This window comes from Photorhabdus sp. HUG-39, from assembly GCF_963878365.1.
In the GTDB taxonomy this organism is placed as follows: Bacteria; Pseudomonadota; Gammaproteobacteria; order Enterobacterales; family Enterobacteriaceae; genus Photorhabdus; species Photorhabdus kayaii.
On sequence record NZ_CAWNWY010000011.1, the window covers coordinates 25,491 to 46,443 of the forward strand.

At 40.3% G+C, this 20,953-nt stretch carries 19 protein-coding genes; 7 read left to right on the forward strand and 12 right to left on the reverse strand.

The features are described 5' to 3' along the window. Positions 1 to 149: 149 nt before the first annotated feature. Positions 150 to 782: an NAD(P)-binding oxidoreductase gene (locus AAC155_RS09355; RefSeq protein ID WP_113041905.1), complete on the forward strand. Its 633-nt coding sequence runs from the start codon at positions 150 to 152 to the stop codon at positions 780 to 782. Positions 783 to 826: 44 nt separating this feature from the next. Here AAC155_RS09355 and tmaR read toward each other — a convergent pair whose 3' ends face one another. Next, positions 827 to 1,144, reverse strand: a complete 318-nt coding sequence (gene tmaR, locus AAC155_RS09360; protein ID WP_112878499.1) for a PTS system regulator TmaR — start codon at positions 1,142 to 1,144, stop codon at positions 827 to 829. A gap of 810 nt (positions 1,145 to 1,954) precedes the next feature. Here tmaR and AAC155_RS09365 point away from each other — a divergent pair. From AAC155_RS09365 to sbcB, 3 genes are all read left to right on the forward strand, one after another. Then, positions 1,955 to 2,185, forward strand: coding sequence for a hypothetical protein (locus AAC155_RS09365; protein ID WP_113041906.1), 231 nt, complete (start codon positions 1,955 to 1,957; stop codon positions 2,183 to 2,185). Between the two features lie 588 nt (positions 2,186 to 2,773). Next, complete coding sequence (locus AAC155_RS09370; protein ID WP_158536529.1) at positions 2,774 to 2,917, forward strand: hypothetical protein; 144 nt, start codon at positions 2,774 to 2,776, stop codon at positions 2,915 to 2,917. A gap of 38 nt (positions 2,918 to 2,955) precedes the next feature. Continuing rightward, complete coding sequence (gene sbcB, locus AAC155_RS09375; RefSeq protein WP_113041908.1) at positions 2,956 to 4,386, forward strand: exodeoxyribonuclease I; 1,431 nt, start codon at positions 2,956 to 2,958, stop codon at positions 4,384 to 4,386. A 138-nt stretch (positions 4,387 to 4,524) separates the two neighbouring features. Here sbcB and dld read toward each other — a convergent pair whose 3' ends face one another. The 9 genes from dld to yieE all read right to left on the reverse strand — a co-directional run bounded on the left by dld (position 4,525) and on the right by yieE (position 16,870). Continuing rightward, positions 4,525 to 6,240: a D-lactate dehydrogenase gene (gene dld / locus AAC155_RS09380; RefSeq protein ID WP_113041909.1), complete on the reverse strand. Its 1,716-nt coding sequence runs from the start codon at positions 6,238 to 6,240 to the stop codon at positions 4,525 to 4,527. A gap of 195 nt (positions 6,241 to 6,435) precedes the next feature. Further along, positions 6,436 to 7,818 (reverse strand): APC family permease, encoded by a 1,383-nt coding sequence (locus AAC155_RS09385; protein ID WP_113041910.1) that lies wholly within the window; start codon positions 7,816 to 7,818, stop codon positions 6,436 to 6,438. Between the two features lie 717 nt (positions 7,819 to 8,535). Next, on the reverse strand, positions 8,536 to 10,515 hold the full coding sequence (locus tag AAC155_RS09390) for a ligand-gated channel protein (RefSeq protein ID WP_113041911.1): 1,980 nt from the start codon (positions 10,513 to 10,515) through the stop codon (positions 8,536 to 8,538). 261 nt (positions 10,516 to 10,776) lie between these two features. Then, on the reverse strand, positions 10,777 to 10,959 hold the full coding sequence (locus AAC155_RS09395) for a hypothetical protein (protein ID WP_146748077.1): 183 nt from the start codon (positions 10,957 to 10,959) through the stop codon (positions 10,777 to 10,779). Positions 10,960 to 11,001: 42 nt separating this feature from the next. After that, positions 11,002 to 11,802: an ABC transporter ATP-binding protein gene (locus AAC155_RS09400; protein WP_113041913.1), complete on the reverse strand. Its 801-nt coding sequence runs from the start codon at positions 11,800 to 11,802 to the stop codon at positions 11,002 to 11,004. After that, complete coding sequence (locus tag AAC155_RS09405; protein ID WP_113041914.1) at positions 11,799 to 12,884, reverse strand: FecCD family ABC transporter permease; 1,086 nt, start codon at positions 12,882 to 12,884, stop codon at positions 11,799 to 11,801. The genes AAC155_RS09400 and AAC155_RS09405 overlap by 4 nt, the downstream gene beginning before the upstream one ends. A gap of 24 nt (positions 12,885 to 12,908) precedes the next feature. Beyond that, positions 12,909 to 14,033, reverse strand: coding sequence for an ABC transporter substrate-binding protein (locus AAC155_RS09410; RefSeq protein ID WP_392392047.1), 1,125 nt, complete (start codon positions 14,031 to 14,033; stop codon positions 12,909 to 12,911). Between the two features lie 337 nt (positions 14,034 to 14,370). Beyond that, the gene (locus AAC155_RS09415; RefSeq protein WP_113041916.1) at positions 14,371 to 15,852 is read right to left on the reverse strand and encodes an amino acid permease; all 1,482 of its coding nucleotides are present in this window, start codon (positions 15,850 to 15,852) and stop codon (positions 14,371 to 14,373) included. A 154-nt stretch (positions 15,853 to 16,006) separates the two neighbouring features. Then, positions 16,007 to 16,870, reverse strand: a complete 864-nt coding sequence (yieE, locus tag AAC155_RS09420; RefSeq protein ID WP_113041917.1) for a DNA-binding transcriptional regulator YeiE — start codon at positions 16,868 to 16,870, stop codon at positions 16,007 to 16,009. A 189-nt stretch (positions 16,871 to 17,059) separates the two neighbouring features. On the opposite strand from yieE, the gene AAC155_RS09425 reads away from it, so the two are divergent. Together AAC155_RS09425 and nfo are read left to right on the forward strand one after the other, a co-directional pair. After that, positions 17,060 to 18,142, forward strand: a complete 1,083-nt coding sequence (locus tag AAC155_RS09425) for a YeiH family protein (RefSeq protein WP_113041918.1) — start codon at positions 17,060 to 17,062, stop codon at positions 18,140 to 18,142. Positions 18,143 to 18,379: 237 nt separating this feature from the next. Then, positions 18,380 to 19,222 carry a deoxyribonuclease IV gene (gene nfo / locus AAC155_RS09430; protein ID WP_113041919.1) on the forward strand — a complete coding sequence of 281 codons (843 nt, stop codon included), beginning with the start codon at positions 18,380 to 18,382 and terminating at the stop codon, positions 19,220 to 19,222. A 19-nt stretch (positions 19,223 to 19,241) separates the two neighbouring features. On the opposite strand, the gene fruK is transcribed toward nfo, so the two are convergent. After that, positions 19,242 to 20,180 (reverse strand): 1-phosphofructokinase, encoded by a 939-nt coding sequence (gene fruK / locus AAC155_RS09435; protein WP_113041920.1) that lies wholly within the window; start codon positions 20,178 to 20,180, stop codon positions 19,242 to 19,244. Positions 20,181 to 20,182: 2 nt separating this feature from the next. After that, positions 20,183 to 20,353: a hypothetical protein gene (locus AAC155_RS09440; RefSeq protein WP_158536530.1), complete on the reverse strand. Its 171-nt coding sequence runs from the start codon at positions 20,351 to 20,353 to the stop codon at positions 20,183 to 20,185. Positions 20,354 to 20,531: 178 nt separating this feature from the next. Between AAC155_RS09440 and AAC155_RS09445 the strand changes: the two genes are divergently transcribed. Then, complete coding sequence (locus AAC155_RS09445; RefSeq protein ID WP_113041921.1) at positions 20,532 to 20,951, forward strand: nucleotide triphosphate diphosphatase NUDT15; 420 nt, start codon at positions 20,532 to 20,534, stop codon at positions 20,949 to 20,951. The last annotated feature ends 2 nt before the right edge of the window (positions 20,952 to 20,953 follow it).

The following is a 20,953-nucleotide window of genomic DNA, read 5'->3' on the forward strand; positions in this document are numbered from 1 at the left end:
AGGGAGCCATTTTTTTTTGCTACTAACCCCACAAAAATACCTACCGTTAATTTTATTCTATCCACATAAGGGTTAGCTTAAACAGTCATTACCATAACCCTGTTCAATTAATTATCATTCGATTTCTTATTTAACCAGGAGAATAACCTATGAAACCGTGGCTTATTTTTGGTGCAGGTAGTGGCGTTGGACGTCATCTCGTGACTGTCGCACTGCAACAAAAACGTCCCGTCATTGCGCTTATCCGCAATTTTCAGCAGGCTACTGAACTGAGTGCTTTAGGTGTCAAAGTGATACAAGGTGATGCCTGTAATGCTGAAGATGTTGAAAAAACGGTACAACATGTAAGTTCAGAAGCAATCGTCTTTTCTACTATTGGTGGAATTGATTCAGATCTCTTTGGCAATATGACTATCATTGATGCTATTGAGAAAACAGGAATAACACGTATGTTACTCGTTACCTCAATAGGTTGTAGCGAAGGCTGGAAAACCCTGTCACCCAGAGCTAAGTCATTGTTTGGCCAATCTGTCAGGCTCAAATCAATGGCAGAAAGCTACCTCCAGACAAGTTCCTTGAATTACACAATTATTCGCCCGGGAGGATTAACCGATAAACCAGGAACAGGCCATTGTCAAAGATATCAGCATGAAATTCATGGTGCAGTTAGTCGCCAAGATGTTGCACATCAACTGGCAACTATGGCAGAAGAAGAATCTTCATATCAGCAGATTTATACCTTAGTTGATCCAGAGCTTAAACCTGATTGGGCTGTTGCGTAGTCGGTAAGAATAACCACGCATTCATGCGTGGTTATTTAATGATGCTATTTGAGTTCACCCATTGTTTTAAGCTTTTTAGACAATTCACGACGCTCTTTAGAAAGATCCGCATTTTTAATTATATGATCATCTATACGGTCTTCATAATCACTTCTCATATTCATAATGATGCTCTGAATATCTTCAATTGACATACCGGGCTTGATGTATTCGCTCAAGTTATCAAGCAATAAAACACGCTTCTGGTTATCGCGTATTTTCTTTTCATTGTCTGCAATTTCGCGCTGTAACTTATTCTTACGACGAAACATATGTACAAACTCCAACACATTGTGGAATGACGGCTTATTTACGTTGTCCATTTTCATACCTTATCTTCAATCTAAACGTACAAATTATCCAATCTGACTACACAATAAGACTAAAACCATTAATAGACAAGTCAGTTTCCGTTATTTATTGATTCTCATTAATTACATAAACCAGTTAACTTCTTGCTAAAGGTTCAGCATATTGACTCAATCGAAAACAATCAGCCAATGCGAATGAATAATAAATCACCAATCTTCCACTGGCAGAAGCACAGTTTTTCCCTATCGCTCATATTCCATCTGTTACTCTACAATTTTTTCAGATTTCAAGTGCACGATTATTAATCACTATTATCTCATACAAAATGAATAAAAAACTATAAAGTTAATTCTATTTATAAATTAAATAATTAAGTTAGATATTAATAAACCAACCAAATAAAGACAATTAATTATATAGAACACAATAAAAACTTGAATAAAATGTTATTATTCCCCCAATATTCCATATATTTTGAACTGTCTTAATACTTTCACTTTTCAATTCCTTGTGAAATAGGATTTTTAGCAAATTATTTTGAAGATAATTTATATTAAATAGGAAAACCATTAGTTTATTAGTTTATTAGTTTATTAGTTTATTAGTTTATTAGTTTATTAGTTTATTAGTTTATTAGTTTATTAGTTTATTAGTTTATTAGTTTATTAGTTTATTAGTTTATTAGTTTATTAGTTTATTAGTTAAACACCTTACAAAAATCACTATATTTATGATATTCATCTTAATAATAAAATAAAAAATTCTTTATTACTGAAACATAATTAAAATTGACGAAAAATATAACGATGATTAGGTTAGTGATGAAAAAAATTCCTTTTTATTTGGATGGTTACGAAATCTCTTTTGGTCATGCACGTAGAACAAGAATTCCAATTATAAAAATAACTCATTCCAAAAATGGGATTTCCATCAAACCATTTTATAGTGTTAATAGAATAAACTTACTTGAAATAATTCAATATGAAACTGGTTTAAATGATCAATATATTGAATCTATTAATGAGCATTTTCAAGAAGTTAATTATCCTTAATAAGGAAAAATATATTATAATTATTATATGCCCTGTTTGCTGGTAAAATTGCCTAAACAATTCATCAGCAAACTAGTAAAAGGTCTTTATAGATTGCCGGTAATAATACCATTGAAATAGCCCCCCTGAAAAATGTACTTATTAGTCAAATCTACCTTGGTGAAGAATAACTTTTATGCTTACTAATTGTAACCTATTGGAGTAATATACATTTTTCTTTTATTTTTTCCGTTATTTTGCTAATAAAGGAGAAGCTTTATCAATAGATTTAGTGATAATTACCGGATGATGTGAAACATCCAGCAGAAATTAACCCTTGGTTTTGGCCTTTAACTGTTAAATAAATTAAATTTGACATATTCACCTCGTTTATTTTTTCAATACTTCGATGGATACTGTGGTAGGCAGGTCAATATTGTCAAGGGTAAATGGTCTTAAAATAGACAATTTTTTATTCCAAGTACCCAAAATGTTAATAATCGGCCTCCAATCGCAAAACAAAAAGCAGGAAAACATGTATATACCCTATGGATTTCAAGATGGATCGCGGCGGCAAGGGAGCGAATCCCCGGGAGCATAGATAACTATGTGACCGGGGTGAGTGAGTGCAGCCAACAAAGAGGCAACTTGAAAGATAACGGGTATACAATATTGATTGCAATTACCAGATTCTCTAAGATAGTAAACAACAATTGTCTCTATTTTATGGCAAAAATGTCGTCCATTCTCTGAAAAAACAAACAATTAACATCATTGGACATTGAACAACCGTGAAAAATAACAGCGAACAACCCACTTTCTACATCCACGACTACGAAACTTTTGGTCAACATCCGGCCTTAGACAGACCGGCTCAATTTGCTGGTGTTCGTACTGATATGGATTTCAATATTATTGAAGAGCCATTAGTTATTTACTGTTCACCTGCTGATGATTATCTGCCACAACCAGAAGCTGTCATGATTACAGGTATTACTCCGCAAATTGCATTAGAAAAAGGGGTCAATGAAGCGGAATTTGCCCGCCAGATTCATAATGTATTCAGTGTACCGAACAGTTGTATCCTCGGTTATAACAATATTCGGTTTGATGATGAAGTCAGCCGTAATATTTTTTACCGCAATTTTTATGATCCGTACGCTTATAGTTGGCAAAAAGGTAATTCCCGTTGGGATTTACTTGATGTATTACGTGCCTGTTATGCCTTGCGCCCCGAAGGTATTGTCTGGCCAAAGAATGAAGATGGTCTACCTAGCTTTAAGCTAGAACATCTGACTAAGGCAAATGGTGTTGAACATTCACATGCTCACGATGCGATGTCCGATGTCTATGCCACAATCGCAATGGCAAAATTACTCAAAGAAGTACAGCCAAGGATGTTTAATTATTTCTTTCAGTTAAGAAATAAGCAGAAAATTAGCGCCCTCATCGATATTCCCCAAATGAAACCGCTAGTTCATGTTTCCGGGATGTTTGGCGCTGCTCGCAGCAATCTCAGTTTGGTTGCACCTCTTGCCTGGCATCCGGTAAATCAGAATGCCGTTATTATGTGCGATTTAGCCGGAGATATTTCACCATTACTGGAATTGGATGCAGATACATTGCGTGAACGTCTATATACCCGCCATGATGAATTACAGCCAGATCAACTACCAGTCCCGATAAAACTGGTTCATATTAATAAGTGCCCAATAGTCGCCCCCGATAATACTTTGCGAACAGAAGACGCTGAGCGTATCGGTTTGGATCGTGATCATTGTGAAAGAAATCTGGCTATTCTGCGAAATAATCCACAAATTAGAGAAAAAGTTGTAGAGCTATTTGCAGAGGCTGAACCTTTCCCTGAATCTGATAATGTTGATGCTAAGCTGTATGATGGTTTTTTTAGTAGTGCCGATAAAGCAGCAATGAATATTATCCGTGAGACATTACCTCAGAATTTACCTGCACTCGATCTGACTTTTCAGGACCCACGTATTAAAACGCTGTTATTCCGCTATAGAGCCAGAAACTACCCTGCTACTCTAACTTACGATGAACAACAACACTGGTTACGTCATCGTCAAGATGTATTAACTCAAGATAAGCTGAGTGAATATTTCTTTATAATTGAACAACTCTTCACTGAATATCAAGGCAACGAAGAAAAATGCCGTCAACTTAAAGCACTCATGGAGTATGCGGCAAAACTGGTCGGATAATTAAACAGACAGTAGGTAAATATAAAACGGCGAGTCATATATACTCGCCTTTCCGACAGGATAACTCTCTCATCAATCTTTACAGATTTAAACTTTCCTAGTGACAACATGACATTGTCACTACTGAGAATATTGACATTAAGATCTTTCACCCCAATTTTTCAACTTGGATGTTTTCCCAATTCCGGGATTGAGAGTGTTAGTGGGATCAGTCATCCGATAAAAAGCCTTAAGTTGAAGTTTAGCCTGATATAGATGACCCACATTATGCTCTGCGGGATATTCCGCTCCTCGTTTATCAAGCAGCTCTATCATTCTTTCTTTCAATGCCTGTACGTCCACCCCTTTTTTCACAATGTAATCCTGATGAAACACGTAGCACATAAAATGCCCGCAATAAAGTTTGTGTACCAATACATCATCAAACTCTGGGGGTAATTGTTCAAACCATTCACGATCATTGCGGCGCAGAGCGATATCAAGTGACAGGATATTCTCTACTTCGTTACTATGCACCGCTTGATAACGGATCGCTGAACCACCGGCGGAAAAACGATGCAAGAACGCTTTAGCACCCTCCTCCGGCGTACAAGCAAAAAAATCCCCTTCCACCCGGCTAAAATATTCTTCCAACCAGCTTCTGGCCTCTTCAACCCCATCACCTGACATTTTTAATATCAAATGGTGCTCAAAACGATTACGATATTCTTTCAAACGTTTAGGCAAGTGGGAGGGAAGTAAACGACTTAACCCCTGCATAATGCGATCGATAAGATTGACAGGTAAAAATGGAATTCGGTTGAAAAGAGCGTCCATTCTCCCTTTCAAAGTAAAATAAGCCGGCATCTTATCCGTGCCAAGCTTATCAATCATGATGAAAGTATCTTTACCGTAAGTTTCCGCAATATCGAAAATATCCCGGTGCATATATTCACCCGCCACCGGTAAATTATGAAAATTTGCTAATATATGGCGACGCAATTCCGTCAATACGCCAGTTTGGTTGGTACCGATATAAAATACTTGAGACAAAGGTTCTGCCGGAAAAGTATCGAGCCGCACAGCAAACACAACCAACTTACCCGCACAACCTGAAGCTTCAAATAAACGACGCTCGTCAGAATTAAAACGAGATGGAGTATCAGCATCTACGTCACGTACTCGTTGGGCATATTCATGATCAGATGCTTTACGCTGACCCTGTTCTACATCCTGATCACTGTAACGCTGTTCTTCCAGACAAGAGAGAATCTCTTCTGGTGTTTCTCCCAAATAGATACCCAGATGATTAATCAATTCTGGCTTACCACACTCATTAACACGTCCATACAATGCCATTTCGGTATAAGCCGGCCCACGATGAACTAAAGAACCTCCTGAGTTATTACAGATGCCCCCAATCACAGAAGCGCCAATACAGGAAGAACCGATAACTGAATGTGGTTCACGTCCCAGCGGCTTGAGCGCCCGTTCAAGTTGCCATAATGTACTGCCAGGTAATGCAACTACCTGATTATACTGTTTTAAAATCTGAATTTTATTCATGCGCAGCGTGCTAATAATGACTATGTCACGATCGTAATCCTTACCATTCGGAGTAGAACCTTCAGTTATACCCGTGTTGGCCGCCTGCATTAAAATGATTTTATCTGCTTCAACGCAGACCTTAAACACACGCCACTGTTCCACCAGCGAGCCGGGAAATACAACGGCTAAAGCATCTCCCTGGCCGGAGCGAAAGCCTTTACGATAACGTTCAGTTTTATGGGGAGCAGTCAGGATATGAGATTTACCGACAATATTGGTCAGGGTAGTAATGAGTTGCTGATTTTGAGAGGTCTTTGCATCATTCATAGTCTCTTCCTTAATATACAATTACCTCTCAGAGCATAGATTGTTTTTCTTCGTTTACCGTTGAAATTTTTCTTATCTGTAAGCGACCTCGCTGTTTTTTTTCTTAAGCTCCTTTTCGTTAACTATTACGGTAAAATTAGCAACATAGTAAAAATAATGGCGCCAAATTCGGCGCCATTATTCTTTTGCTAAATATTAAACCATTTCAGAGTATTGAGGCATCGGCTGACGGAAGCTACGGGTCAGGAATACCATATAAACCAGACCAATTGCTCCCCAAGTTAGCCCCAATTCCATAGAACTTTGCTCCAGATTCATCCATAGTACGCTAACAGTACAAGCACCTATCACAGGTAATATCAAGAAATTAATGGTATCTTTTAATGTACGGTTACGACGTTCACGGATATAGAATTGAGAAATAACTGATAAGTTTACAAAGGTGAACGCTATCAACGCACCAAAGTTAATCAGAGCTGTTGCAGTAACCAGATCAAAGGTAATCGCAGATAACCCTATGGTGCCTACCAACAATACGTTGATTATCGGAGTCCGCCATTTTGGATGAACATAGCCAAATATTTTCTCAGGAAATACACCATCGCGCCCCATAACATAGAGCAAACGGGAAACCCCCGCGTGAGCCGCCATACCAGAAGCCAAAACAGTGACACAAGAGAACACCAAAATAATGGATTGGAACAGAGTACCTGCTACATACAGCATAATTTCTGGCTGAGATTCATCCGGGTTCTTGAACCGAGAAATATCCGGAAAATAGAGCTGCAAGAAATAAGAAACCGCAATGAAGATAACACCACCGATTAATACTGTCAGGAAAATCGCTTTCGGAATCACCTTACCAGCATTCGGAGTCTCTTCGGACAACGAACTAATGCCATCAAACCCTAGAAATGAGAAGCACAAAATCGTCGCCCCAGTAATCATTGGGATCAAATGGGCATCTTCAGAAACAAATGGTTTCGCATTCCATAAAGTTCCTACTCCTTCCCCGTTGTACACACCGTGGATCAGTAAACCCACAAATACGACCATAATGGCCACCTGAACAATAACAATAGCCGTGTTGAGATTAGCAACAACGTTAATGCCACGCAGGTTAAAAGCGGTCATCAGTAATGCAAAACCCACAACGAAGATCCACGGATCTACGCTAGGAAAAATGGCCTGAAGATAAATTTTCGCTAACAAGATATTAATCATCGGCATGAACATATAGTCCAATAGCGATGACCAACCCACCATAAAGCCAACATGCGGACTAATGGATTTTTGTGCATAAGTATATGCAGATCCAGCAGAAGGGAAACGTTTTACCAACTTCCCGTAGCTCACGGCGGTAAACAGAATTGCGATCAAAGCAATAGCGTAGGATGTCGCTACGTGACCGTTAGTCAAACCAGAAACAATACCGAAAGTATCAAAGATAGTCATAGGTTGCAGATAAGCAAGACCCATCATCACTACCTGAACCAAGGTCAGTGTTTTTCTGAGCTGAACGCGATTATTAGCACCAGTCTGGTTGGTACCTAGTGTGATTACAGTATTATGAGTCATGAGCAAAACCTCCCATAACTCCGATTCGTGTTATGACACTACTTAATCGATAGTTACTGGGAAGACTTCGCTTCTGCCTATAGGCAGTAGAATTAGAGGCTGGATTATATGCAGAGCTCAATGCTCCATAGTCATCGATGCAGCAGCATGTGCCAATTGGCACAAGTGCGAAAGGAAATAATTGCTCCATATTAGCGTTCCTCATTACGGCAACCGATTCTCATTGCGGTTGATCGTGGGCCAATTATCTATCCGGCTCAGAGTCCGGCCTCTGGTATAGTAAAAAATAAGTCATAGCAAAAAAAATAACCGACGCATATAAACGCATCAGTTATTCTCTAGTGGGCGAATTCTGCACTTGAAGACCTGAAATAGCAATACTCACCACACTAAAAGTTCATTATTTTTTACCACACTCATTGATGACGCTATGGAATTTGACGGTGTCATATACATTTTTTTAATGTGGCTAAGTTTTAACACAACACAAAACGGATTTCTATTCAGTTTTACAGGTATAAGCAAAAAACAAAAATCCTCCTTGTCAGCGACAAACAAGGAGGATTATAAAATATACCCGTTATCTTTCAAGTTGCCTCTTTGTTGGCTGCACTCGTTCACCCCGGTCACATAGTTACCTATGCCCCCGGGGATTCACTCCCTTGCCGTCGCGATCCATCTTGAAATCCATAGGGTATAGTTAGTTAGAACGTATTATCAAAAGTCGTAATTAATACCAATGTTATAACGACGGCCATCCAATACTATATCATGGGTGTCTTCAGTCACTTGTTTTTCAAACACGTTATATACCCCCCCTACCAAGCGTAAACCTTCAGCCAGATAATAGCTGACACCGATATCCACAAAGGTATAAGACGGTGTTCCTGTCCCCATAGAGGTACGTGATAAATAATTCGAAGTTTTGCCACGGTAGTTAACACGCGCCCAAGTTTGCATTTCTGGTAAAACCTGCCAGTTTAAGGTTGCATTCACCATATGTTTAGGCATCTTATTCAAAGGCTTCCCTTTGAAGTTACCGCTCTTTTGCTCAGAATCAGTATACGTATAGTTTGCAGCCAATACCCAGTTATCAACAATATCCCAGTTCATCGTCGCTTCTACACCACGCATATTGGCTTTATCAATGTTCACACGGTCACTGATAAATTTATAAGCAGTGCCATCAATAACACATTTGCCCTGAGATTTACCACTTGGATCGGTACAACGACGTAATTCAGTAATTTTATCTTTAAATTCAGTGTTGAATATTGTTAAACCGACATTAAAGTTATCCCGATTGTTCCAGATAACACCAATTTCCTGATTGAAGCTCTTCTCCGGTTTCAAATCCGGATTACCGACGATAATCGCTGGATCACCACCGCCACCCGTAATCTGCCCCCAATTAGATGCTGCCTGACGTAATTCTGGTGAACGATATCCTGTAGAAACGCCTCCTTTAATCGTCCATTGCTCATCAACATGCCATACACCGTACAAACGTGGAGTCCAATGGTCACCGAAGTTTTCGTCTTTATCCATGCGGATACCACCGGTCAGAGCAAAGTCATTGGTCATTTGCCATTCATCTTCAGCAAATAACGCCCAACTCCAACGGTTCAGCTTATTGATATTTTTAGCAGAAGCTAATTGATTCCCTTCATCGCGTAAATCTTCATAACGATACTGACCACCTATACTCAATGAATGATCATCCAACATAAACACTGTATGAGTATTGAACAGATTATCGTAATATTTCATATCACGACCAGGATTACGTGATTCATCACGCTGGAAGTACGTTGTCGACGTTCCAAAATCGTAAACGCCATTATGGGTGATAGAGTAATTATTTCTTTTATATCGACTTTGACTATTACCTGGAGATCGCCAACTACTTGTCTTTGTTTTCCCTACAGTAGAATCACGATCTTGCTCATAACGTCCCGCTTCAAAATCAAAAGTATTCTGCTCATCGGGAGTGAAAGAGAAAGTGGCTGAACCATTACGCATTTCCTGTTTGTTAAACCCACCGATAAATTTATCTTCATTACGGTGAGAATACAGGCCGCTCACTTTCAGCCCTAATAATCCATCAATAATTGGACCTGACGTATACACACTACTCTGATGACTATTACCTGATTTAGAACGCTCCTGCAAAGTGCCATCAGCGCGGAAGCTGGTTTTCCACTCTTTCTGTGCCTTACGGGTAATGATGTTAATCACCCCTCCCATCGCATCAGAACCATAAAGAGAAGACATAGGACCACGAACAACCTCGATACGTTCTATCGCGGCCAATGGCGGCAACCACCCCTGTTCAATCCCAGAATTATCACGGTTTGGACGAGTACCACGGGTATCAACACGCTTACCATCAACCAGAATCATTGTATATTGAGACGCCATACCGCGAATACTGATATCACTGCTGCTAGCACCACCTGTAACAACGACACCTGGCACATCTTTCAGTGCATCAGTCACATCACGATAAGCCTTAGTTTCCAATTGTTCACGGCTCACCACAGAAATAGACGCTGGCGCATCTTCAATTTTCTGTTGAAAACCAGCTGCCGTAGTGACAAGAATAGTGTCATTACTGCTACTAGCCGCAAAAACTGGGCCAGATGAGATTGCAGCAATAATACCTAACGCGATTTTTCTTTTATTAAAAACACCCATTCCCGATTCTCCAAGAGATATAATTACACTTTATTTATCTATAAAAATGGATAATCAACATGTGCTCAAATAACGAGGATAAAATATTTACCTCTGTGTGGTTTTATTAGTTTGCTTACATCTTATTACCATAAGACATAAGACAATATTTTTTATTAATTACAACAATCCATCTTATTAACTTATTCCATTTACTATTCTTCGCAGTAAAGAATGAATCTCAGCATTAACCAGACAAAAACTGTAGCTTTCAAATATGGCTTAGCTTTTAAATCCATAGGGTATATACCCGTCATCTTTCAAGCTGCCTCTTTGTTGGCTGCACTCACTCACCCCGGTCTCATAGTTATCTATGCTCCCGGGGATTCGTTCCCTTGCCGTCGCGATGCAACTTGAAATCCATAGGGTATATACGACAATGCACATTCTGATTTTTGTACGCATTCTGCGCCTACACTTTATTAAAAATATATATTAAACAATAAGTTAAAATGAATTTTCTCTCACTAGCTTTGAAACTAATCCATCAACTAATACCTGAGGAATACCCTGAGAACAACGTTCAATTCTGCCTTTGACACCATAAACCTGTGCCAGACTATCTGGCGTAATAACCTGCTCAGGAGTTCCCTCGGCAATTAAATGCCCTTTTTGCAACATTAATACATGGTCACCATGACGCAAAGCGATATTAATATCATGCACAACGACCACAGTAATAATATTCCGCTGATAAGTTTCTTGTGCCACCAACGCCATTACGTGATATTGATAATTTAAATCCAGCGCACTAAGTGGTTCATCTAATAATAATAATGCTGGTTTACGAATTAACGACTGTGCTAATCCGACTAATTGTTTTTGACCGCCAGATAACTGATCTAAATAACATAACGCCAGATGCTCAATCCCCAACTGACGTAACAGCAACATCACTTCTTCTTCGCTGGTTTCAGAATAACGCCCTCCGGATGCCCGTTGAGCAACGATAATTGACTCCAGTACATGCAAATGAACACCAGCAGGTAAGCTTTGTGGTAAATAAACCACATTTTCCGATCGCTGGACAAAACTCATCTTCATCAAATCTTGACCATCAAGCCAAAGCTGGCCTCTTGCACGATTTAAACCAGCCAAAGAACGCAAAAGTGTTGATTTACCGCTACCATTTGGCCCCAACAATACTGTAATTTTCCCACGAGGCAACGGAGCAACATTCAGATTTTCAATAACAGAATGTTTCGGATAACCTGCAAAAAAATTGTTAATGGTTAATCCCGGATTCATATATTCGCCCTATGACGTAAGATTATGCTAAGGAAGAATGGAACCCCAACTAACGCAGTAACGATCCCAACAGGAATAACGACACCCGGGATCAAGTTTTTCGAGGCGATGGACGCCATAGACAGCACCAGTGCACCAATCAAGGCACTGGCTGGCAAATAGAAACGATGATCTTCACCAAACATCATGCGGGCAATATGTGGCGCAATTAAACCGATAAAGGCAATTGGCCCAACAAAGGCAACTGCTAAAGCAGCAAGAATACTGATACGCAATAATGTCCCCAGGCGCAGACGACGAACATCAATACCAAAACTGATTGCACGATCTTCACCCAAGCGCAGCGCTGTCAGCTTCCAAGAATTCATCATTGAAATAGGAAAAACGGCGGCAAACACCAACAACATAACACCCAGTTTTATCCAGGTTGCTCTGGCAAGGCTACCCATTGTCCAAAGTACCAGCCCCTGAAGGGTATCTTCCGTTGCAATAAACTGCATCATGGAAACCAATGCTTCAAAGGTAAAAACTAATGCAATGCCAAATAATACGACCCCAGACGTAGCAACTCGTGTCCAACGAGTAATCGTATCCAGCACCAATGCTGCCAACAAGGCGAAAATGAAAGCATTCGCAGAAATGAACCATTGATCAGGCACGCCTGGAATACCAATACCAGACACAATCGCCAACGCAGCACCAAATGCAGCCGCCTGGGCAACCCCTAAAGTAGAGGGACTGGCTAATGGGTTATTTAAGATCGTCTGCATTTCCGCGCCAGCCAACCCAAGGGACAGGCCAATCACTACCGCCATCAGGGCATAGGGTAAACGGATATCCCAAACAATTACCCGTGTACCCGCATCCACACTCTCTGGCGATACTAAAGTCTGCCAGAGAGATGACAAAGATAAACCTGATGGACCTATCGTAAAATCTAATACCAGTGAAACACCAATAATCAGCACGATGAAGACCATCATCACAATACGGCGGCGTAAAATATATTGGTAATGGGCTTTTACACTGCTGTCATCTAATTGTTGTTTCACCATTGGCATCGGCTCGGTAGTGGCACTCATTATTCCCGTTACCTGACTTACTGATTATTTTTCACTGATCCAATAAACCCCTGATGGATCAACTGCCAGGAATTTACTGTGTAATTCATTCAGTGTCTTCTGCGGATCTAAATCTGTAAATTTCTCAGGATAGAACCATTTAGCAAATACCTGAGTCGCTACCATATTATATGGAGAATTGTAGTAGTTATGCCAAATCGCATAGTTTCTGCCCTCTTTGACCGCAGTCAACGAGCTGATACCTTTACGTTCAGTCATTTGTTTCAGACTGACTTTTGCTAGTTCAGGCGTAGATTGCGCTCCCAGTTTTACACCAGGTTCATTACTGTCTGGCGCTTTTGCCCCACTAGCAATGTAAATATAAGGGTCAACTGCAATAATTTTTTCGAGGTTCATATTACCAAGTGCGCCTGGCAGAACACCTTTAGCAATGTTTTTACCACCAGCCAAATCGATAAAATTACCCATATTGCCATTACCGGCAGTCGCACAGCAGTCTTCAAAAGCACCCGCTCTCAAGTCGATAAATACTGTTGGTTTTTTCTCTTCCGAGATTTTATTGGTGATATCAGTCACCAGTTTTACATTTTTCTCGTAAAAATCGGCATATTCTGTCGCTTGTTTTTCACGATTTAGTACTTTACCTAGCATACGAATGCTCGGCAGCGTATTCTTTAACGGCTCAGTACGAAAATCAACAAATACAACCGGAACACCTGCCTTTTCAAGTTGGGCGACCAGTTCGCTGTTTTTACCAGGACCATGACCAGACAAGCCAAAAATGGCGATATCCGGATTGAGGGTTAACACTTTTTCAGAGCTGACACTATCAGCACTGGTGTTACCAATCAAAGGAACCTTATCAATCTCAGGGAATTTAGCTTTATAGACGGCGTAAGACTGTGGGTCCAGTTTGCGGAAATCACCTTGCCAACCCGCAATACGGGCCAGTGGTTTATCACCTTCAAGTAAAGCGATAGCGTGGAACAAACGGCCTTCGCCCAACAAAATACGATTTACATTCTCAGGAACTTCAACAGTACGACCAACTATATCGGTGACCGTTTCAGCCCATGATGCGAAGCTTGCCATGACTGCCGAACCCGCTAACAGGCCGACACTGATACTCTTTGCTATGGATCGCGACATAAATTTCATTTTGTTAGCCCTTTCATATTAATAATTATGGTACTAACAATAGGACAAATGAGAATACTTATCAATATGATCTACACAAATTTTGGTAAATTACGTGATTAATTGCATGAATTAACACTATGAAAAATAAAAAATACCTATTTGATCACAAAATGAGTGTATTCTTTTAATTTCTTATCAAAAACGGCTTATCTACTCAAATAAATAAAACATTAAGATAATAATAAATTAATCGTGAATCGAATTAAAAAAACCATAAAACCAAGCCGGTAGGAATTTTTTCAAAGATTCCTACCGACCTGTTAATCACGATTTAACGTATTTACATTCACTGATTCGTGATATCAGGAAATTTCATCTCGCTATATTTGATAAAGTGAGTTTTCCTAACTAATTTGTAACCAAACCAAATCAACAGGAATAGTGGAATACCAATATAAGTTGCAGTTACACCATACCAGTCAATTTTATCTTGTAGAAATGCCTGATAATTCTGTCCTAACGTGATGGTTAGACACAAAACAAACGCAAAGATTGGACCAACCGGGAAAAATCCTGAACGATAAGGTAATTTACTTAAATCCAACCCCTGAGCTACATAACCACGGCGGAAACGATAATGGCTAATAGCAATCCCCAACCATGCAATAAAACCGGTCATCCCAGAAGTATTCAACAACCACAGATAGACGGTCTGGTTACCGTACATTGAACTGAGGAAACACAACGCAGCAACCACTGTCGTTGCATACAAGGCATTACGCGGTACACCACCTTTGGATAATTTGCCAAAAATCCTCGGTGCTTTACCCTCTTTTGCCAATGTGAACAACATACGAGTCGATGCATACATACCTGAATTACCCGCAGACAGCACAGCCGTCAAAATAACCGCATTCATCATAGCTGCGGCGGATAACAAACCAGCGTTTTCAAATACCAACGTAAACGGACTAACACTAATATCACCGACCTCATTACGCAGTAGGCTTGGATCAGTATAAGGAATAATCAAACTGATAATCAGGATCGCAAAAACATAGAATAGCAGAATACGCCAAAATACCTTACGTACAGCACTGGGAACATTTTTTGCCGGATCTTTTGACTCACCCGCCGCAATGCCAATTAGCTCAGTTCCCTGGAAAGAAAACCCAACTATCATTGCTACGCCAATCATGGCAGAGAAACCACCGGCAAAAGGTGCATCACCAATAGTCCAGTTATGCCATCCAGCACCTTCTGCCCCTTTCATGATGCCGGCTATCATCAGTAATCCGACCACAATAAAAACAATAACCGTGCTGACTTTAATTAAAGAGAACCAGTATTCAGCTTCACCAAATCCTTTCACTGAAATAAAATTCAGTAGGAAAATCAGCGCGAGGAATAACGCACTCCAGATCCAACCCGGCATATCCGGCAGCCAATAACCCATAACCAATTGGGCAGCAACCAAATCCACCGCGATAGTCACCGCCCAGTTGTACCAGTAGTTCCAACCCAGAGCGAAACCAAACCCTTCTTCAACATATTTGGAACCGTAAGTTGAGAAAGAACCGGAAACGGGCATATAAGCGGCCAGTTCACCCAAACTGGTCATCAGGAAATAAACCATCAAGCCAATTAATGCATAGGAAAGTAATGCTCCGCCAGGCCCTGCTTGTGAAACTGTCGCACCTGAAGCCACGAATAACCCAGTGCCTATTGATCCGCCAACGGCAATCATCGCCAGATGCCGAGCTTTCAATTCACGTCGCAAATGTTGCGTTGCTGGTTTCAGGGAAACACTTTTTTGTTGTTGAGACATTCTGTTCCTGTTAGCTGCAAATAAATCTGATGGCGGATTGTAACAAATCCTCACTATCAAAATAGCGAGGAAGCACTGTTATAAGATACCTTCATAATTTAGAGAAAATTATAAGTAATACAGCTAATTTTGGATTTTAAACAAAACGTAAAATTTACCGGCAGTAACTGAGCAATTTTTGCAGTGCGATAGACATATGCTTTTGCCGATGATGAATCAGGTACAATGTTCTGAAAAGTCTTAATTCTGGCACTTTTAACTCCAGTAAAGTACGATTTTGCAATTGCTCTGCAACGACTCGTCTGGACAAGCAACTGATGCCCATACCAAATTTGACCGCATGTTTTATCGCTTCAGAATTTCCCAATTCCATCAAAATCTTGAACCCAGGTAAATGGGCAAACAACAGATGATCCAGCACTTCTCTTGTACCCGATCCCCTCTCCCTTAATATCCATAATGCCTTAACTAAATCATCCAATTTTAGATCCTGTTTAGCTAGCGGATTTTCAGGAGAAGAAAAAATAACCAACTCATCCTCCATCCATAGTTGAGTTATCAATTCAGGACTATGACAGGAACCTTCTATCAAACCAAGATCAACACGGAATTCCAGCACAGAATTGATGACATCCTGCGTATTACTGATATTTAACTCTAGCGGCGTATCAGGAAAATCCTGACGATAATTTGCCAGCATTTCCGGCAACATATAATTACCAATGGTGCTACTGGCAGCGATACGTAGCGCTCCTAACTCCTGTTTGAATAACTGCTGAATTTCCCCTGCTTGCTCTAGCAATGCCAACGCCTTGGGATAGAGTAGACGACCATGTTCATTCGTCACCAATCGCTTTCCTACCCGATCAAAAAGCTGTACGCCAAGTTGGCTTTCCAGATCCGTTAATGAGGCACTCACTGCGGACTGAGATAGTGCCAATTGCTGAGAGGCTTGCGTCGTTGAACCGCTTTTCAATACCTCAGTAAAAACTTCCAACTGCCTCAATGTGATGTGCATATTGCCCCGCAAAATATGGTGTCAGTCAAAATTAGCTTGTTTTAATTTTATACGGCAATAGACAACTTAACAAAAATCCACTTTCTTACCAATTTTTTCGATTATATATAAAAATATTATCAATTTTACTGATAAATTAGTCTGCTATATGCTTATGTTTAAAACATATAAGCAAAGTGAGAAACATCTATGTCTGACATTCGTGCCAAAAAATTCAGCAAACAATCATCTATTCCCGGTATGAAATTAATATTTGGGTTAATATTAGCGGCAACACTTACTGCAATTTCAATATATGCTGGCAATATTCCGTGGTTTATTAATATGGGACTGGGCACATTAACACTGGCGATCCTTGCAGGGATCATTGCCGGTAATACTGTTTATCCTTTACTCAAACCTTATTGTGATGAAGGTATTCATTTCTCAAAACATTATCTTCTGCGGGCAGGTATTATTCTTTATGGCTTCCGTTTGACATTTCAACAAATTGCCGATGTTGGCATTACCGGCCTTCTGATTGATGCTGCTATGTTGTCTTCCACTTTCTTTATTGCAATGTGGCTAGGCAAATCACTCTTTGGATTAGACCAGCAAACGGTGATACTAATTGGTGCCGGCAGCAGTATCTGCGGCGCAGCAGCTATTATGGCAACAGAGCCAGTAGTGAATGCCCCTGCCAGTAAAGTTGCTGTTGCGGTATCGACAATTGTCATCTTTGGCACTATCGCTATTTTCATTTATCCGTGGTTTTATCAACTCAATGAGCTTTATCAGTGGTTACCACTTACTCAGGAAACTTTCGGCATCTTTACTGGTTCCACCCTTCACGAAGTTGCTCAAGTTGTTGCTGTTGGGCATGCTATTAGCGATCAAACGGAAAACGCAGCCGTTATCAGTAAAATGATCAGGGTTATGATGTTGGCGCCATTCCTGTTGTTATTATCCCGTTACATTAGCCGTGCCCACACTAAAAATGGCAGAAACCATCAGGAGAAAACACCAATGACTATCCCCTGGTTTGCGGTGATTTTTATTGCAATAGCAGGTCTTAACTCTTTCAATTTACTACCTGCTGCAATAATTAATTCTCTGATTAATATTGATACTATTATGCTTACTATGGCAATGGGGGCACTGGGTTTAACTACTCATGTAAGTGCCATCCGTCAGGCCGGATTTAAACCCATTTTATTGGCTCTAATTTTGTTTGTATGGCTGATGGCGGGTGGTCTTTTGATCAATCTTGGCATTCAACATCTGTTTGGCTGATCAGAATCCACCCGGAGAAATTTTATTTCAACAGCATATACCTTATGGATTTCAAGATGCATCGCGACGGCAAGGGAGAGAATCCCCGGGAGCATAGCTAACGATGTGACCGGGGTGAGCGAGTGCAGCCAACAAAGAGGCAACTTGAAAGATAACGGGTATATAACCTTTCCGTTCTTAAGGTTCATAGAGTGATTGAACAATGCCATAATGACGTAAAGTAAGAAGGAGAAAAATATGAAATTTGTTGGAGCACATGTCAGCGCTGCCGGTGGAGTTGATCAAGCAGTTATCCGGGCGCACGAACTAAAAGCGACCGCCTTTGCCCTATTTACAAAAAATCAGCGCCAGTGGCATGCTCCACCTTTAGCCGCTGACGTTATCGATAAATTTAAAGAAAATTGTGAACGTTATGGATATGGTAGCCGACAAATTCTCCCTCACGACAGTTATCTGATTAATCTTGGTCACCCAGAAATTGAAGCACTGGAAAAATCCCGACTGGCTTTTATTGATGAGATGCAACGTTGCGAACAATTAGGGATCGATTTATTGAATTTCCATCCTGGCAGCCATCTCAATAAAATAGATGTGGATAAATGCCTGGCGCGTATTGCGGAATCTATCAATATTGCTCTCAATAAAACCCAGGGAGTCATTGCTGTTATCGAAAATACGGCAGGTCAAGGCACTAATCTGGGTTTCAAATTTGAACATCTGGCAGCAATTATTGATGGAGTTGAAGATAAAAACCGAGTGGGTGTCTGTATTGATACCTGTCACGCCTTTGCTGCTGGCTACGATTTACGTACAAACGATGCTTGTAAACAAACTTTTCAACAGCTTGAAAAAATTGTTGGCTTTCAATATTTATGCGGAATGCATTTAAATGATGCCAAAAGTGAATTCGCCAGCCGTGTTGACCGACATCATAGCCTTGGAGAAGGAAATATTGGTAAAACACCTTTCAGTTATATTATGAAAGATGCTCGTTTTGATGGTATTCCACTCATCCTTGAAACAATAAACCCAGATATTTGGCCACAAGAAATTGCCTGGCTGAAATTACAACAAAATTAATTATTCTTTAATTAAAGCATTATCTAACGGGTATCAGTTCAACTTTAGCCATCATGGCAGCTAATTCAGTACGATTGCTGATACCAACATTAGGCTGGCTAACGGCAAGTGCAGATACAGCGGTCGCCAATCGCAACGTATGTTCACTGGATTCCCGCATCAGCAAACCATAAACCAAGCCACCAACCATTGAATCACCAGCCCCAACAGTGCTGACGACTTTACAATGTGGTGGTTTCGCCAACCATGCTCCAGACGCATTAACCCATAATGCTCCCTGCTCACCCAATGATATGACAACATGAGCAATTCCCTGATCCCTAAGTTGATGTGCCGCTATGATGATATCGGATAATTCAGGTAACAGACGCCCCGCCCATACTTCAAGCTCATGGCGATTCGGCTTCACTAACCAAGGGGATGCTTTTAACCCTGCAACCAATGCTTCACGGCTGCTGTCAAAAATAATGCAAGGACAAAGTTGACGTAGACAGGTCATCCAGTCGGTAAACGATTCAGCAGAGACACCAACCGGTAAGCTACCACTCACAACAACCATATCAAACTGTCCAAGCCATGAAAGCGAATCATTAACAAATCCCGACCATTCAGCTTCACCGACATAAAAACCAGTGAAGTTAAAATCTGTCACTTCACCGCTTTCTTCTGTTAATTTGACATTAATCCGTGTTCTGCCTGGTACTAAATGAAAACGATTTACCATACCATTTTCATTGAAGAATTGTTGAAATCCTTCCTGATTTTCCTTACCCAAAAAACCACTCACCGTGACATCAATACCTAAGTCACGCAAAACCTTAGCAACATTATTGCCTTTCCCAGCAGCATGTAGTCCAGCGGCTTGCACTCGGTTGATCGCCCCTTTGACGATTTCCGGGCACAATCCTACCAAATCATAAGCAGGGTTTAGGGTGATAGTGGCAACTCTACGGCTCATATTTACCCGATGTCTCCTAAATAGATATACCCGTTATCTTTCAAGTTGCCTCTTTGTTGGCTTCGCTCACTCACCCCGGTCACATAGTTAGCTATGCTCCCGGGGATTCGCTCCCTTGCCGTCGCGATGCATCTTGAAATCCATAGGGTATAGTCATCATCATTACTACGCATTTTCAGTTCTATTTATATCACTTTATATCACTAAAATTGAATCGTTTCAGTTAAATTCCGTACTTTATTGATCGTTATTGATCGTTGTCTTAAATTGATTTCCAGATAAGAATAGCATTGAATTTTTCTCAAAAAGAATTGCTAATTTATTGAAATTTAGATGAAAGGAATAAACCAAATGTCTGTCATTGTGGGTGTTGGCGTAGTTATTGTGAACGAATATGGTCAAGTATTACTCGGAAAACGTAGCAGTAAACATGCTCCATACTGGTCAATCTTTGGTGGTCATGTTGATGACGGAGAAACTTTTGAGCAATGTGCAATCCGTGAAATTGAAGAAGAAACGGGTCTGACGATTAAATCACCAAAGGTCTACGGTATTTGTAATAACCTTCAAACTTACCAACAAGAAGGAAAACATACTATTTCAGTATGTTTACTGGCAAAACATCCAGGTGGTGAACCAAAATTGATGGAACCAGAAAAATGTGAACAGTTTATGTGGGGCGATCCCGATAATCTTCCTGAACCTCATTTTGAAGCTAGCCGGAATGCAATAAAAATGTGGCAAGAAAATAAATTTTATTTTACCGAATGAAC